The organism is Burkholderia sp. AU15512 (assembly GCF_002223325.1).
In the GTDB taxonomy this organism is placed as follows: Bacteria; Pseudomonadota; Gammaproteobacteria; order Burkholderiales; family Burkholderiaceae; genus Burkholderia.
In genome coordinates this window covers 1,089,976-1,105,768 of sequence record NZ_NKEX01000006.1, presented here as the reverse complement: position 1 = coordinate 1,105,768, position 15,793 = coordinate 1,089,976, and the positions used below count along the sequence as shown (strand labels likewise).

Genomic DNA, 15,793 nt, shown 5'->3' with positions numbered 1-15,793 from the left:
GACTCGCGCGCGACGCGCCGCCCTGCGGCACGACTTAACGCATGGCCTTCACGTCGGCCGGCGTGACGCTCGCGGGCTGGCCGCCCCACGTCGCACGCAGGTAGTTCGCGAGCTGCGCGAGTTCGTCGTCGCTCAGCGTGTGCGCGAAACCGGGCATCGGCTGCAGGTTCTCGAACCCGGCAAACTTCTGCTCGCCGATGCCGTCCAGCATCGCGACCAGCAGGTTGCGCGGGTCGCCCTGGCGCACCGTCGAATTGCCGTTCATCGGCACCGCCACGTGCGGCTTGCCTTCACCGTTGAAGCCGTGACAGCCCGCGCACACCGCGAGATACACCGAACGGCCTGCCGCGAGCTGCGCGGCGTCGGCCGACACCGGCTTCACCGGTTGCGGCGCGGGCGGCGTATCGCCCAGCAGGTACACGGACAGCGCGCGCAGGTCGTCCTTCGTCATGGTCTGCGTGCTCAGGTGCACGACCGGGTACATTTCGCCGAACGCCGAGCCTTGCGGCGCGATGCCGACGCCGAAGAACGTCTGCAGGTCGGCGCCCGTCCAGCCGCGCGCGGCGAGGCCCGCCGGCGTGATGTCGGGCGCGGCCACGCGGCCGAGCGCGGCGCCGGCGAACGGCTTCGCGCTGTCGAGCTGGCCCGTGAACGCGCGCGGCGTATGGCATTCCGCGCAGTGGCCGAGCGCACCCGCCAGATAGCGGCCGCGCTGCCAGTCGGCGGACTGGCCGGTCGACGCATCGGGCAGGCTGTCCTTCAGGAACACCATGTCCCAGAAGACCATCCCGAAACGCAGGTTGTACGGGAACTTCAGCGCGTGCTCGCGGTTTTCCAGTGCGACCGGCTTGACGGTCTTCAGGTACGCGTACATCGCGTCGGAATCGGCGCGCGTGAGCTGACGGTACGACGTGTACGGCATCGACGGATACAGGCGCTTGCCCGGCGCCTTGCCGTCATGCAGCGCGGCGTAGAAATCGTCCGCGCTCCAGTTGCCGATCCCGTGATCCTTGTCGGGCGTGATGTTCGAGCCGTAGAACGTGCCGAATGGCGATTCGAGCGGCGCGCCGCCGGCGAACGGTGCGCCGTCCTTCGCGGTGTGGCACGCCGCGCAGTCGGCGGCCTTGACGAGGTAGCGGCCGCGCGCGATCGGGTCGGCACCCGGTGCGCCGGAAGCCGCGTTCGAGGCCGGCGCGTCATGGCCGCCGCACGCGGCGAGCAGCAGCGCGCAGGCGGCCGCGAGCGCGGGGAAGCCCGCAGCCCGCGCGACACGATGAGCGAATGTGCGTTTCATGCGGCGTCCTTCACGAGTCCCGGCGTCGTCAGCACCACGTCCTTGACGGCTTCGTAGTAGCGGACATAGCCCGTGCAGCGGCAGAGGTGCGCATCGAGCGCCTCGGTGATCGTGCGCTCGACGTCGGCCTTCGCGACCGGCTCGCGCTTCAGGCGTTCGATCAGCACGGTCGCCGCGTTGACGAAGCCCGGCGTGCAGTAGCCGCACTGGAAGCTGAAATGCTCGAGGAACTTCTGCTGGATCGGCGACAGCTCGACCACTTCGCCCGCTTCGTTGCGCTTCGCGTGGCCTTCGATCGTGCGGATCGAGCGGCCGTGGAAGAAGTGCGCGCCGGTGATGCAGGTGCGCATTTCCTCGCTCGTGCCGTCCGGCTTGTCGACGATCACGACGCACGCGTGGCAGATGCCCTGCCCGCAGCCGAGCCGCGAACCGGTGAGGCCCGCGTATTCGTGCAGGAACTCGATCATCATCAGCCCTTCCGGCACCTGCATCGGGCCGACGGACTTGCCGTTGATATTGATCGACAGCGGTTTCGACTGGAACCGGACGAGCGGACGCTCGACGGCAGCCGGGGCCGAAGCCGGCGCAGCCGGGGCCGATGCCGGTGCGGCCGAAGCCGCGCTCGGCGCGGAAGCGCCGGTCGCGGCGGCGCTTCCGCTCGCGGCGGAAGCCGCGGTTTGGGCGGTCGTCATGCGAGCACCTCCTGAATCTTTTGCGGGGTCACCGGCAGGTCGGTGAAACGATGGCCGATCGCGTGCGCGATGCCGTTCACGATCGCGCCGACGACGGGAATCATCACCACTTCGGCGACGCCCTTCGGCGGATCGGTCTCGGACAGCGGCGGCAGCACGTCGCCCGTCTGCGTCCAGACGGCGACGTCGGACGCGCGCGGCAGCTGGTAACGGTTGAAGTTCCACGTGCCGTTGCCGGGGCCGTCTTCATACAGCGGCAGGTATTCGTACAGCGCATGGCCGATCCCCATCGCGAGACCACCCTGCAACTGGCCCGACACGAGCTGCGGCGAAATCTGGTTGCCGCATTCCATGATCGAGTGGTGCGTGAGCAACTCGACCTTGCCGGTCGCTTCGTGCACGGCCAGCTCGACCAGCGTGCCGACTGCCGTGTAGTACGTGACGGCCGCGTTGTTGCGGCTCGTCGGCGGGATGAACACGCGCTTGCGGTCGAGCACGCGGTAGCCGTTCGCGGTCGGCGCCAGCGTGCCGCGCATCGTGGTCGCGCCGGCCGGTGCGGCGGTGCCGGGCACCGGGCCGTTGTCGCCCGTCTTCGGCGCGCCGACACGCAGCGACAGCCCGTCGATCGGCAGACGCTCGACCATGCCGCCCACTTCGAACTCGGCGTCGGTCCACTGCCAGCGGTTGAACACGTGCACGACGGCGCCGGTCGGCAGGCCGAGCGCATGGGCCTGCTTCGCGAGCTGTTCGAACGACAGCGGCTCGAGGCCGTCGGCGGTCAGCTTGCCGTCGACCCAGCGCGCGTCCTCGATGCGGATCGTGTACGGCGCGGCCTGGCCGCCGCCGAGGCCGCGCGTCCAGATCGACATCGCCGCCGGCCACAGGCCGTAGCGGAACACCGCGCGCGCGGCTTCGCGCGTGCTGTGCGTGAAGTAGTACGCGGAGTTCGTCGCGCTCGACGGCGACGCATAGCTCGGCGACCAGCGCGGATTCGCGCTCAGGCGATCCTGGTCGGCCTGCGACATGAGGTACGGATCGCCGCTGGTCTCGACCGGCAGGTCCGGCCATTCGGTCACAGCCACGCGCACGTCCGTGGCCGGACGGCCCAGCCATTTCGCGACCGCGACGGCCTGCGACGTCGACATCCCGGTGCCGATCTCGGCCGCCGTGTGCTGCAGCGACACCTTGCCGTTCTCGTCGAATTCGACCTTCGCGAACGACGCTTCCGCGCCCGTGCCGAAATCCTTCTGCACGCACGCGAAGCCGACGCCATAGCGCTTGCCCGGATGCGCAGCCTCGTATTCGGCCTTGCGCGCGGCGCGGCGCGTCCACAGCGGATGCTGCCTCGAGCGCTCGAGCACCTCGTCCACGCGCAGCGCGCCGGCGGGAATCGCCCCCTGCGTGTTCTTCATCCCGGAGCGCAGCGCGTTGCGCAGGCGGAAATCGATCGGGTCGATGTTCAGCTGCGCGGCGATCTCGTCGACCGCCATCTCGGTCGCCGCCATGCTCTGCAGCGTGCCGTAGCCACGTGCCGAGCCGGCATCGATCGCGCGCGACGCGATCGCGACCGCGGCCAGGTCGCTCTTCGGGAAGTAATAGATCGATTGGGCAGCCGTCGCGCCCACCATCGCCACCGACGGCGAGAAGTTCGAGCGCCCGCCGCCGTTCGCCTCGAAGTCGCCCTTGAACGACTGCAGCAGGCCCGTGTTGCGATCCACCGCGATCCGGTAATGCATCTTGAACGCGTGACGCTTCAGCGACGTCTGGAACTGCTCGTAGCGGTCGTTCGCGAAACGCACCGGGCGGCCGTCCGCGTACAACGCGCAGACGAGACCGTAGAACGGGACGTTGAAGTGATCCTTGGAACCGTAGCCGACCGTGTAGCACGGATGCACGAACAGCTTCTTCACCGGGAAGCGGCACTTCGCGACCATCGCGGCCGCGTTCTCCGCCACTTCGAGCGGCGACTGGGTCGGCACGACGAGGTGCAGCGACTGCGTCGCGGTGTCGTACCAGCAGTTCGCGTTGTCCGGTTCGAGCGCGGACGTGTCGACCGACTGCGTGTTGTACTCGCGGTCGAACACGAGCCAGTCGGCCGACGGATGGTCGAGCTCACTGGCGATCTGCCCGGCGAGGAACATGCCCTGCTCGTCGAGCTTGCCGTGCTCCTTGCCGTCCGGCCACACCGGCAGGTGCTTGCGCATCATGCTCGGGAAGATCGGCGCGTCCTTCAGGCTCGAATAGACGTCGTCGTCGTAGGCCGTCTTGCCGCCCACGCGCACGTAACGGAAGGTGCCCCACGGATCGCGCTCGAGCGGGCCGGTGACCGCGCCGTAGCGGATCACGTCGTCGCGGAACTTCAGCGCGTTCTTCGCGAAGCGGAAGCGCGCGAAGTCGTGATAGATGAGGATCGCGACCGCATGGCCGAGATACGCAGGCGTCTTGCCGGCCGGCAGCAGCATGTCGTCGCCGTAGAACGTCGGGAATGCGACGCCGTCGCGCACGAGATCGTCGGCCGTGACCACGCGGTCCGGCTTCAGGTCGTCGCCGAGCAGCGACAGGTCGAAGCCTTCGTAGGTGCGGTCGGCCTGCGTGACGCGCAGGATCAGCGCATGCGACTGCTGCTGCGGCCAGTGCGGCATGTCGGCGGCGCGCACGTCACGGGCGAACACTTTCGAGCCGGTGACCTTCGCGATGCCGTCGATGCGGAATTGGGGGATGCCGGTGACGCTATCCCATTTGACGGGGGTAAGGAGTTTTTCTTCGAAGAGCGCCGCGAATGCGCGGCTGCCCAGGGGCGCGACATACACCGCGACACCCGCCAGCACGCTGGCTTTCAGAAAACCCCGCCGTGACAGGCCGTGGTTTTTCATTTGGGGGGGAACCTCCTGATGCGGCTCGGACGGCGATCGGGTGTCGCGACGTTCGGAGCGGCGCGCATTCTGGCATTGTTTTAGATATATCGCCTATAGTATTTCTCGCATGAAATACTTATTGAATTTCTTATAACGGTATTCAGCCGGGCTGCGGCAGCCGGTCGCGGGGGTTGATCCGACCGCGTCGCGTGCCCGGTTACGGCGGTTTCGATCGTGCGCCGTGCACGGCGAGCGATCTCACGCGGGTCTCCTGCCGGTCGCCGTGCCGCAATCCGTTCGCCACGATGCTGCCCCGGCGCCGACGAATGCGCAAGCCATCCGCGGGCGTGGTTGACGACGAGTGGCCGGCGCGGCGAGCGGTGCCGCGGGCCTCTCCGGGTATCCCCCGGGGCAACCCGCGCCGCCCGTGTTTCATGGTAATGTCGTGCGCATCCGGCCTGGCCGGGCGCCCGCCATGTGCCGTGCGGGCGCCGCCAGCCATCGCGACATCACGCGACATCGTGTCGAGGTTAAAAACCATGGCAGTCAGGGCATCTCTCCTGCACTCCGTTCTCGCCACTCCCCCCTCCGGCAACCACCGTGTGACGGCCGCGCTGCGCCCGTCGATGCTCGTTACGCTGTTCGAGGACGTCCGACCGATGGCGCTCTCCGGGCTCGCGAGCGGCTTCGTCGCGGCCGTCGCGCTGATCCGGCTGCAGCAGCTGTGGTGCCTCGCGTGGCTGATCGCCGACGTCGGCCTCCTCATCACGCGGCTCTCGATCGCGCGCGCGTACACCGTTCAACGCAACGCCGGCGACGACCGTGCCGAATACTGGGCGTTGCGCTATGCGCCCGTGTCGCTCGTCGCGTGCTTCGTGCTCGGCCTCGGCGTGATGGGCTGCGTGCAGGCCGTCGACGTCGAGCTCGGCACGCTGTCGGTGATGGTCGCGGGCGGCGTGTTCGGCGGAATCGCGTCGCGCAATTCGGCGCTGCCGCGGCTCGCGATGATGCAGGTCGCGCTCGGCGTGCTGCCGATCGGCGTCGGTGCGCTGCTGGCCCACCGGTCGGGCGCGTGGCTGCTGCTGCCGCCGCTCGCGATCTATCTCGCCGCGATGCGCACGGTCGTCCAGCGTCACTATCGCGTGCTCGTCGCGCTGATCGCCGCGCGCCAGCGCAACGCCGAACTCGTCGCGCGCTTCGACGCCGCGCTCACTTACATGCCGCACGGCCTGTGCATGATCGACGGCGAGCGCCGCGTGATCGTCGCGAACCGGCGCACCGCGCACCTGTTCGGCTCGCCGCGCGAGATCATGCTCGATACGCCGTTGCCCGCCGTCGTCGCGGCGCTCGGCGCGAACGACGCGACCGATCCCGGCGGCGCCATTCTCGCCGCGCAGTGCGAACTCTGGCTGGCCTGCGACGAACCCGCGCCGCTCGACGTCGTGCTCGCCGACGGCCGCCAGCTCGAACTGACGCGCCACCGCGTGCCCGACGGCAACGCGGTGATCATCGTCGAGGATGTCACCGCGCGGCGCCGGACCGAGCAGCACATCCGGCATCTCGCGCGGCACGATGCGCTGACGGGCTTGCCGAACCGTCATGAACTGCATGCCGAGCTCAAGCGGATGCTCGCGCGCCGGCCGCGCGCGCCGGGTCCCGCGCTCGCCGTCATGTATCTCGACCTCGACGGCTTCAAGGCGATCAACGACCGGTTCGGCCACCAGGCCGGCGACGATGTGCTCACGCAGGTCGCCGTGCGGCTCGGCAAGACGCTGCCGTCCGGCGAGCTGGCAGCCCGCATCGGCGGCGACGAGTTCGTCGTCGCGATCGACGACACGACGATGCATGCGTGCTCGCTCCTCGCCGCGCGCATCATCCGGCAGATCTCGGCGCCGTACACGCTGTCGATCGGCGAGACGGTGAGCCTCGGGATCAGCATCGGCATCGCGCTCGACGACGGGCACGGCTCCCCCGACGAACTGATCCGGCAGGCCGACAGCGCGCTGTATGAAGCGAAGTCCGCAGGCAAGGGCATCTATCGCTTCTATTCGAGCGGCAGCAGCCGGGTCACGCCCGTGACCGCGAGTTGACCCGGCTGCACAAGCCCGCTTTCCCCCGCCTCCGCCGCCTCCCGACGATTCAATTCCGAAACGCTTTGCGTGGCCGCACGTGTCGTCGCGCGTTCGCGTGTCACGTGACGTGTTCCGTAACATCGCCGCCTGCCGCGCGTCACGTTGGCTGCAGAAGCCGGCACGATCGAAGCAGCGCAAGGCTTTTCAAGCCTGGCACTCTTATTGCTCCCTGTCAGGGAAACAGGTTGTCAGGGAGACCCAACATGAATACCGTCGAAGTCCTCAGCCGCAGCGAAACCATCGACGCACTGGACGTGATCGACGGCGAATCGCTGATCCGCCGGCTCGTGTCCGAAAGCCGCATGCCGGCCGCCCGCGAGGCCCGATGCGTCGACAATCCGCCGCTGACGCTGTACGGCGCATTTCGCCAGGGCATCGCCGATCACGGCGCACGCCGCGGGAATCCGTATCGCGCCGGCAGCCGTTTCTGGGCGCTGTGGGAAGAAGGACGTCTCGAAGCTGAAACATCGGGCCGGTAACGCGGCTGCGCGCGCCGGCCCTGTCTCGGCAAGGGGCCGGCGCGAAACATCCCGCCGAACGCATGCCGGCCGACCGACCGGCATGCGTTCATCGCTGCAACGTCGCACGGGGTCTCGCGTATCGGCTGCCGTGCAACTGGCCGTACCCGAGATCCATGCACGTGCCGCTTGATGGCGTTCGGCGTTGCGCACTCCCTGCGCGCCGCGCGGCGGTCGTTTCCCGATAAGATGGCGAATTCCGTTCATCGAACGATGCCGCCATGACCGCCTCTTCTTCCTCGCACCGCAATCCCATCCACTGCGAAATCGATCTCGACGCACAAGGCAAGCACGCGGGCTACCTGCGGCTGCCGCATTCCGTCCACCGCTCGGCATACGGCTGGCTGCCGATCCCGATCGCGTCGATCCGCAACGGCGACGGCCCGGTCGCGCTCGTGATGGCCGGCAATCACGGCGACGAGTACGAAGGCCAGATCATCGTGTCGCAACTGATGCGCGAGATCGAGCCCGAGATGGTCAGCGGGCAGTTGATCCTGCTGCCGATGGCGAATTTCCCGGCAGCGGATGCCGGCCTGCGCGTGTCGCCGCTCGACGGAGGCAACCTGAACCGCAGCTTCCCCGGCGACCCGACCGGCACGCCGACGCAGATGATCGCCCACTACATCGAGCACGCGCTGCTGTCGCGCGCGCAGTATCTGGTCGACCTGCACTCGGGCGGCAGCTCGCTGCTGTACCAGGGCGGCAACATGCTCGCGATCGATCCGCTCGACGCCGACGAAGCCGCGAAGCTCAACGGGCTGCTGGTCGCGTTCGGGCTGCACAATGCGCTGCTGCATGCGCCGAATCCCGTGCATTCGGCGTCGGCCGCGCGCCGCCAGGGCGCGATCTCGATCGTGACCGAACTCGGCGGCGCGGGCATGGCCGATCCGTCGCTGATCCGGATGGGCCGCCACGGGCTGCTGCACTACCTCGGCCATATCGGGCTGCTGCACGGCGCGCTCGTGCCCGATGCGCCACCCACCGTCACGCGCTTCATGCGCGTCGACGGCGAGCGCCATTTCGTCTATGCGTACGAGCGCGGGCTGTACGAGCCGCTCGTCGAACTCGGCGACCAGGTGAAGGCCGGGCAGCCGGCCGCGTGGGTGCATTTCCCCGATACGCCGCTGCGCGAGCCGGTACTGCACCGCTTCAAAGGTGACGGCGAAGTGGTGTGCAAGCGCGTGCCCGCGCAGGTGCAGCGCGGCGATTGCCTGTTCCAGCTGGCGGAGTTGTCGGCGCCGCCGAGCATCGGCTAGACGGCCTAAATCCGGACCTCTCTCCTTTCCACGCTGTCTGCCAGTCATGGCGGACGGCATGCGTTCGTCATTAACCAACTTGACAAATTAACTTACTTGGTTATGATCGCAGATGGAAAAGAGAACGCCTCATTGCAAGCTGCTGCGCGTGAAAGCGCTCGTCGAATCCGGCCAGGTCCGGCTAACGGCGAGCGCGGTACTCGGCGCCCGGCTATTGGGTTTCACGGAACGGGAGGCGCTCGGTGTCGTGCTGTCGCTGACCGATCTCGACTTCCACAAGAGTATGACGACGTACGCCGACCACACGATCTGGCAGGACGTCTACCGGCCTTTCACGGTGCGCGGCGACGTGTACCTGAAACTGACGGTGATCGACGATGTGCTGATCGTGTCTTTCAAGGAGCGTTGAACATGAAGTGCCCTGCCTGCGGTGCCGCCAAGCTGGTCCGCGACACGCGAGACATCCCATATACCTACAAGGGCCGGTCGACTGTCGTTCGCGATATCACCGGCGATTTCTGCCCGGCCTGCGGGGAATCGGTGCTGGATCTCGACGAGGCCACCCGTCTCGGCGAAGCGATCACCGAATTCAACAAGCAGGTGAACGCCACCCTCGTCGACCCGAAGTACATCGCGAAGGTGCGCAAGAAGCTGAAGCTGGACCAGCGCGAGGCGGCCGAGCTCTTCGGCGGCGGCGTCAACGCGTTCTCCCGTTACGAGACAGGCAAGACGAATCCGCCGCTTGCCCTCGTGAAATTGCTGAAGCTGCTGGATCGTCACCCCGATCTGCTCGCCGAAGTGCGAGCGGCATAGGCGCTCGCGCTTCAGGATCGCGCATACGTCCGGCACACGCCTCAACGCATGCGCGATCCCCCGTCACCCCACCCCACTCCCGCTGCAAGCCTTCTGACGCTTCCCGCGAAATCCTTATCGAAATTGCTTCGTTCGCCTTTGCCGGCCGCGCCGCTAACGTGTTCAAAACGGCGGCGGCCCGCCACCCGCATCCCAGCAGGACACGCAACGGCCGCCGCCATCACGACAACCGCGTCGCGATAACGGAACAGACCGGACGGGCCGCGTGCCCGCACCCCGCCAGGAACGTCCGCATCGCGCGCCCTTCGCGATGCCCATGGCCACGACCGACCGCATCATCGACACGACGCCGCTCGACGTCCGCGCGCAACCGCTGATCGACGCGCTGATCGACGAGTATTCGACCCGTTACCACGCCTATCGGCCCGACAGCCACGCGTCCGCCCGCGAAGAACTCGCACGCTACCCGGCCGACGTGTTCGCGCCGCCCGAAGGCGCGTTCGTGCTGCTGCTGCGCGACGGCGAGACGATCGGCGGCGGCGCGTTCAAGCGCTACGACGCGCAGACCGCCGAGCTCAAACGCATCTGGACCCGCTCGGACCTGCGCCGCCAGGGCCTCGCCCGCGTCATCGTCGAGGCGCTCGAACTGCGTGCCGCGCAGCAAGGCTATCGCCGCATCTACCTGACCACCGGTTTTCGCCAGCCCGAAGCATGGGCGCTGTACGACCGCACCGGCTATACGCGGCTGTTCGATTCGTCGATCGACCCCGAAGCGTATTTCCACCTGCGGTTCGGCAAGGATCTCGCCGATCCGTCGCGCACGTCGACGCTGGCCGACCTGTGGGCGCCCGTGCCCGAACCGGTGCTGTCGCGCTGACCGCGACGGCCCCCGCTTCCCCCCGATTTCCGCTTGCCACTCCAGGACGCTTTCATGCAACGAGCCGTACCGCTTTCTTCCCGTGCCGTGCGCACGCTGGCCGCCGCACTGATCGGCATGACCGCGTTCGCGGCGGCCGCGGCCGCCGCCACGTTCGACCTGAGCCCCGAGCAGCGCGGCCGCCCGCGCGGCGTGGCCGATGCGGCCGTCGAGCGCGCGGTGCCCGCGTCGTTCAAGTTCGCCGAACCCGGCACGCTGACGATCGGCGTTGCGCCGAGCCTGCCGCCGATCAGCTCGTATGCGACCGACGCGCGCACGGTGATCGGCTTCGACGCCGACGTCGGCCAGCTCGTGTCCGACAGCCTCGGCCGAAAGCTGAAGATCGTCGCGCTGGCGTGGGCCGACTGGCCGCTCGCCCTCGAATCCGGAAAAGTCGACGCGGTGATCTCGAACGTCACCGTCACCGAGGAGCGCAAGCAGAAGTTCGATTTCTCGACCTACCGCAAGGACCAGGTCGGCTTCTACGTGCGCAACGACAGCAAGATCCAGGCGATCCGCGAGCCGAAGGACGTCGCGGGGCTGCGCATCGTGACCGACGCCGGCACCAACCAGGAAAAGATCCTGCTCGCGTGGGATCGCGAGAACGTCGCGCACGGGCTGAAACCCGTGCAGATCCAGTACTACGACGACCAGGCGATGCGCATCGTCGCCGTGCAGTCGGGGCGCGCCGATGCGGTGTTCAGCGTGAACTCGGTGCTCGCGTACCAGAGCGCGCAGCAAGGCAAGACGCGCCTCGTCGGCGCGATCAGCGGCGGCTGGCCGCGCACGGCCGACATCGCGATCGCGACGCGCCGCGGCAGCGGGCTCGCCGATCCGCTGACCGTCGCGCTGAACGGGCTGATCAAGAACGGCCGCTACCAGCAGGTGCTCGACCGCTGGAACCTCGCTTCGGAAGCGATCGACCAGTCGCGCACGAATCCGCCGGGGCTGCCGAAGAGCTGAACGCCGCGCACGCGCACCGCCCCTTCACGCCCACGCCACGCTCACGCAGGAACGCCGCTCACCATGTCTTATTCGCTTTCGTTGCTGGACAAGAGTCCGATCGCCGACGGCGCGAACGCCGCCGACGCGCTGCGCTTCACCACGACGCTCGCGCAGCGCGCCGAACAGCTCGGCTATGAGCGCTTCTGGGTCGCCGAACATCACGGCACGCCGGCCTTTGCAAGCTCGGCGCCGGAGATCGTCGTCGCGCACCTGCTCGCGCACACGTCGCGCATCCGCGTCGGCTCGGGCGGCGTGATGCTGCAGCACTACAGCCCGTTCAAGGTCGCCGAAACCTTCAAGGTGCTGGCCGCGCTCGCGCCGGGCCGCGTCGATCTCGGCATCGGCAAGGCGCCCGGCGGGTTGCCGCTGACCACGCGCGCGCTGCAGTGGTTCCACGACAAGGCGCGCAAGCCGGATTTCGCGGGCCAGCTCGCGGAGCTCGACGCGTTTCTCGGCTGGGGCGTCGCCGAGGATCATCCGCTCGCCGGTGCCGTCGCGCTGCCCGTGCCGCCGCAGGCGCCCGAACGCATCCTGCTCGGCGGCTCGCCGGACAGCGGCGCGCTCGCCGCGCGCAACGGCTGGCGCTTCTGCTACGCGGGGCATTTCAACGGCGACGACGCGAACCTCGAACGCTCGCTGGACGCGTACCGCAGCGCGGGCGGCACCCGGCCGCTGGTCGCGCTGTACGCGGTGGCCGCGCCCACGCGCGACGCGGCCGAGCAACTGATCGGGCCGCTGAAGATCTTCAAGCTGCAGTTCGCGGGCGGCCAGAGCTTCAATCTCGCCAGCGCGCAGGCGGCCGCCGAATTCGCGAGGCAGAGCGGCGCGTCCGACTACCGGATCGACGAGTTGCGCCCGACGGTGCTGGCCGATACGCCCGAACGCGTCCACCGCGCGCTCGACGCGCTGAGCCGGCGGCTCGACGTCGATGCGTTCGTGATCGATTCGCCGGTGACCGACTACGCGGCGCGGCTCGCATCGGCCGAATGGCTCGGCGGCGCGCTGTCGGCCACGCCGTTGCAGGCGGCCCTCGCGGCCGACCGCTCCCTTTCCCCTGACCAGAACGCGTGACGCGCCCATGACGACCCGACGATCGATTCCCTTCGGCCTGATGCTGCAAGGCGCAGGCAGCCACATGAATGCATGGCGGCACCCGAGCAACCCGCCGGACGCGAGCATCAACCTCGATTTCGCGATCGGCATCGCGCGCCAGGCGGAAGCCGCGGGCATCGCGTTCGCGTTCGTCGCGGACGGCCTGTACATCAACGAGAAGTCGATCCCGCACTTCCTGAACCGCTTCGAGCCGCTGACCGTGCTGTCGGCGCTCGCGGTCGCGACGAAGAAGATCGGGCTCGCGGGCACGATCTCGACGTCGTACAGCGAGCCGTTCACGGTCGCGCGCCAGCTCGCGTCGCTCGATGCGATCAGCGGCGGGCGCGCGGGCTGGAACGTCGTGACGACGCCGCTCGAAGGCACCGCGAAGAATTTCGGCAAGGCGCATCCCGATCACGAACTGCGCTACGAGATCGCCGACGAATACCTCGACGTCGTGCAGGGCCTGTGGGACAGCTGGGACGACGACGCCTTCGTGCGCGACCGCGCGACCGGGCGCTTCTTCGATCGCGACAAGCTCCACACGCTCGACCACCACGGCCGCTTCTTCCAGGTCGCGGGCCCGCTCAACATCCAGCGCTCGCCGCAGGGGCAGCCGGTGATCTTCCAGGCCGGTTCGTCGGATACCGGCATCGGCCTCGCGGGCAAGTATGCGGATGCGGTGTTCACGCATTCACCGTCGCTCGACGAAACGGCCGCGTTCACGCGGCGCGTGAAGCAGAGCGCGATCGAGCACGGCCGGCAAGGCAGCGACGTGAAGATCTTCCCCGGCATCGGGCCGATCGTCGGCCGCACGGCGGCCGAGGCCGAGGACAAGTACCAGGCGATCCGCAACCTGCTGACGATCGACGAGGCGCTCGCGTATCTCGGCCGCTATTTCGATCACCACGATTTCACGCAGTACGCGCTCGATGCGCCGTTCCCGGAACTCGGCGAGCTCGGCCGCAACAGCTTCCGCTCGACCACCGACCGGATCAAGGCCGACGCGAAACAGAAAGGCCTGTCGCTGCGCGAGACGGCGCTCGCGGTCGCCACGCCGCGCCCGAACTTCATCGGCACGGCCGAGCATGTCGCCGACGAGCTGATCCGCTGGCACGACGCCGGCGCCGGCGACGGTTTCATCCTCGGCTTCGCGGTGCAGGCGCAGGGCGTCGAGGATTTCATCGAGCTCGTGATTCCGGTGCTCGAGGCACGCGGGCGCTACAGCCGCGACCTGCCCGGCGCGACGCTGCGCGACCATCTCGGGCTGCCGCGCAAGGCCAGCCGCCATGCGGCGCCCGGCGCGCCGCACGAAACGGCGGCCGAAGCGCACGCCTGACATCCGCCGCCGCGCCGCCCGTGCGCGGCGCGCCCGCCCGACCGATTCGAGGATTTCCACCGACATGAGCGACACGACCCACCTCGGCGGCGCGCTGCCGCCGCTCTCTTCCCCCGGCGCGCGCGACGCCGGCACGCGTTTCCGGATCGTGCCCGCGCGCCACCGGTCGCGCACGGCCGGCACCGTGCTCGCCATCGCGCTGATCGCGATCGTCCTGCATTCGATCCTCGGCAACCCGCAATGGGGCTGGCCGGTGTTCGCCGAATGGTTCCTGTCGCCGCCGGTGCTGTCGGGGCTCGCGCGCACGCTGGTGCTGACGCTGCTCGGCGCGGTGTTCGGCCTCGTGCTCGGCGCGTTCGTCGCGCTGGCCCGGCTGTCGCGTTCGCGGCTGCTGTCGGCGAGCGCGTGGACCTTCGTGTGGCTGTTCCGCTCGATTCCGCTGATCGTGCTGCTGCTGATCCTGAACAACCTCGGCTACCTGTACGAGCATGTGCGGCTCGGCGTGCCGTTCACCGACATCGTCTGGTTCGACACGCCGACGACCGACCTGATCAGCCCGTTCCTCGCGGCCGTGCTCGGCCTCACGCTGCACCACGCGGCGTTTTCCGCGGAGGTGATTCGCGGCGGCATTCTCGCGGTCGACCAGGGCCAGCTCGAGGCGGCCGCCGCGCTCGGGCTGCCGCGCGGCCGACAGACCACGCGAATCGTGCTGCCGCAGGCGATGCGCGCGATTCTGCCGACCGCGTTCAACGACCTGATCATGCTCGCGAAAGGCACGTCGATGGTCTACGTGCTCGCGATGCCCGAGCTGTTCTATACGGTGCAGGTGATCTATCGCCGCAATCTGGAAGTGATTCCGCTGCTGATGGTCGCCACCGTCTGGTACCTGATCATCCTGACCGTGCTGTCGGCCATCCAGGTGCAGGTCGAGCGGCACTATGCGCGCGGGGCGCTGCGCAACCCGCCGCCGTCCGTCATCACGTTCGCGCTCGCGCGTATCGGTGCGCTGTGGCGGCGTGTGGCGTCCCGTCACGCGGCATCGGTCGAGCAGGCTCACGGCGATGGCGACGCCGCGACCGCCGTCGCACCGCGCGCCGGCGGCGAAGTGGCCGTGCATGGCGTGTCGAAGCAGTTCGGCATGCAGCGCGTGCTCGACAACGTGTCGTTCGTCGCGCCGCGCGGCAGCGTGACCGCGATCGTCGGGCCGTCGGGCTCGGGCAAGTCGACGCTGCTGCGCACGATCAACCATCTCGAACGCGTCGACGACGGCTTCATCGACATCGACGGCGAACTGATCGGCTATCGCCGCGACGGCGACGTGCTCTACGAGCTGAAGGAACGCGACGTGCTGACGCGGCGCACGGCCGTCGGGATGGTGTTCCAGAACTTCAACCTGTTCCCGCACCTGACCGTGCTCGAGAACCTGGTCGAAGCGCCGGTCGTCGTGGGCGGCATCACGCGCGACGCCGCCGAACGCGTCGCCCGCACGCTGCTCGCGCGCGTCGGCCTCGCGGACAAGGCCGATGCGTATCCGCGCCAGTTGTCCGGCGGCCAGCAGCAGCGCGTCGCGATCGCGCGGGCGCTCGCGCTGCGCCCGAAGGTGCTGCTGTTCGACGAGCCGACGTCGGCGCTCGATCCCGAGCTCGTCAACGAGGTGCTCGACGTGATCAAGGAACTTGCCCAGTCGGGCACGACGCTCGTGATCGTCACGCACGAGATCGGCTTCGCGCGCGAAGTCGCGGACAACGTGCTGTTCATGGAGCGCGGGCGCATCGTCGAAGCCGGGCCGCCGGCCGTCGTGCTCGACGCGCCGTCGCATCCGCGCACGCGCGCGTTCCTGTCGCGGGTGCTGTGATGCGCACCGCTCACGACCTGCGAGGT

At 68.7% G+C, this 15,793-nt stretch carries 13 protein-coding genes; 10 read left to right on the top strand and 3 right to left on the bottom strand.

What is annotated here, in order from left to right; all coding sequences use genetic code 11:
• Positions 1-34: 34 nt before the first annotated feature.
• From CFB43_RS24345 to CFB43_RS24335, 3 genes are read right to left on the bottom strand one after another with little or no spacing between them, the layout of a single operon-like run.
• Positions 35-1,294 (bottom strand): cytochrome c, encoded by a 1,260-nt coding sequence (locus tag CFB43_RS24345; protein ID WP_089496909.1) that lies wholly within the window; start codon positions 1,292-1,294, stop codon positions 35-37.
• Positions 1,291-1,986, bottom strand: a complete 696-nt coding sequence (locus tag CFB43_RS24340) for a (2Fe-2S)-binding protein (RefSeq protein ID WP_089496908.1) — start codon at positions 1,984-1,986, stop codon at positions 1,291-1,293. Before CFB43_RS24340 ends, CFB43_RS24345 begins: the two co-directional genes overlap by 4 nt.
• On the bottom strand, positions 1,983-4,859 hold the full coding sequence (locus CFB43_RS24335) for a xanthine dehydrogenase family protein molybdopterin-binding subunit (RefSeq protein ID WP_089496907.1): 2,877 nt from the start codon (positions 4,857-4,859) through the stop codon (positions 1,983-1,985). Before CFB43_RS24335 ends, CFB43_RS24340 begins: the two co-directional genes overlap by 4 nt.
• A gap of 521 nt (positions 4,860-5,380) precedes the next feature.
• Between CFB43_RS24335 and CFB43_RS24330 the strand changes: the two genes are divergently transcribed.
• The 10 genes from CFB43_RS24330 (at position 5,381) to CFB43_RS39135 (ending at position 15,767) form a co-directional block, all read left to right on the top strand.
• Positions 5,381-6,931, top strand: a complete 1,551-nt coding sequence (locus CFB43_RS24330) for a sensor domain-containing diguanylate cyclase (protein ID WP_089496906.1) — start codon at positions 5,381-5,383, stop codon at positions 6,929-6,931.
• A gap of 245 nt (positions 6,932-7,176) precedes the next feature.
• Positions 7,177-7,452 (top strand): hypothetical protein, encoded by a 276-nt coding sequence (locus CFB43_RS24325; protein ID WP_089427445.1) that lies wholly within the window; start codon positions 7,177-7,179, stop codon positions 7,450-7,452.
• 260 nt (positions 7,453-7,712) lie between these two features.
• Entirely contained in the window at positions 7,713-8,747 is a 1,035-nt protein-coding gene (locus CFB43_RS24320; RefSeq protein WP_089496905.1) for a succinylglutamate desuccinylase/aspartoacylase family protein, read from the top strand.
• Between the two features lie 112 nt (positions 8,748-8,859).
• Positions 8,860-9,156: a type II toxin-antitoxin system MqsR family toxin gene (locus CFB43_RS24315; RefSeq protein WP_089427443.1), complete on the top strand. Its 297-nt coding sequence runs from the start codon at positions 8,860-8,862 to the stop codon at positions 9,154-9,156.
• Between the two features lie 2 nt (positions 9,157-9,158).
• The gene (locus CFB43_RS24310; RefSeq protein WP_089442431.1) at positions 9,159-9,560 is read left to right on the top strand and encodes a type II TA system antitoxin MqsA family protein; all 402 of its coding nucleotides are present in this window, start codon (positions 9,159-9,161) and stop codon (positions 9,558-9,560) included.
• Between the two features lie 316 nt (positions 9,561-9,876).
• The gene (locus tag CFB43_RS24305; protein ID WP_089496904.1) at positions 9,877-10,437 is read left to right on the top strand and encodes a GNAT family N-acetyltransferase; all 561 of its coding nucleotides are present in this window, start codon (positions 9,877-9,879) and stop codon (positions 10,435-10,437) included.
• 54 nt (positions 10,438-10,491) lie between these two features.
• On the top strand, positions 10,492-11,439 hold the full coding sequence (locus CFB43_RS24300; protein ID WP_089496903.1) for an ABC transporter substrate-binding protein: 948 nt from the start codon (positions 10,492-10,494) through the stop codon (positions 11,437-11,439).
• Between the two features lie 63 nt (positions 11,440-11,502).
• A complete protein-coding gene (locus CFB43_RS24295) occupies positions 11,503-12,552 on the top strand; it encodes an LLM class flavin-dependent oxidoreductase (protein ID WP_089496902.1) in 1,050 nt (349 codons plus the stop codon).
• Positions 12,553-12,559: 7 nt separating this feature from the next.
• On the top strand, positions 12,560-13,912 hold the full coding sequence (locus tag CFB43_RS24290) for an LLM class flavin-dependent oxidoreductase (protein ID WP_089496901.1): 1,353 nt from the start codon (positions 12,560-12,562) through the stop codon (positions 13,910-13,912).
• A 64-nt stretch (positions 13,913-13,976) separates the two neighbouring features.
• The gene (locus CFB43_RS39135) at positions 13,977-15,767 is read left to right on the top strand and encodes an amino acid ABC transporter permease/ATP-binding protein (RefSeq protein WP_089498125.1); all 1,791 of its coding nucleotides are present in this window, start codon (positions 13,977-13,979) and stop codon (positions 15,765-15,767) included.
• The last annotated feature ends 26 nt before the right edge of the window (positions 15,768-15,793 follow it).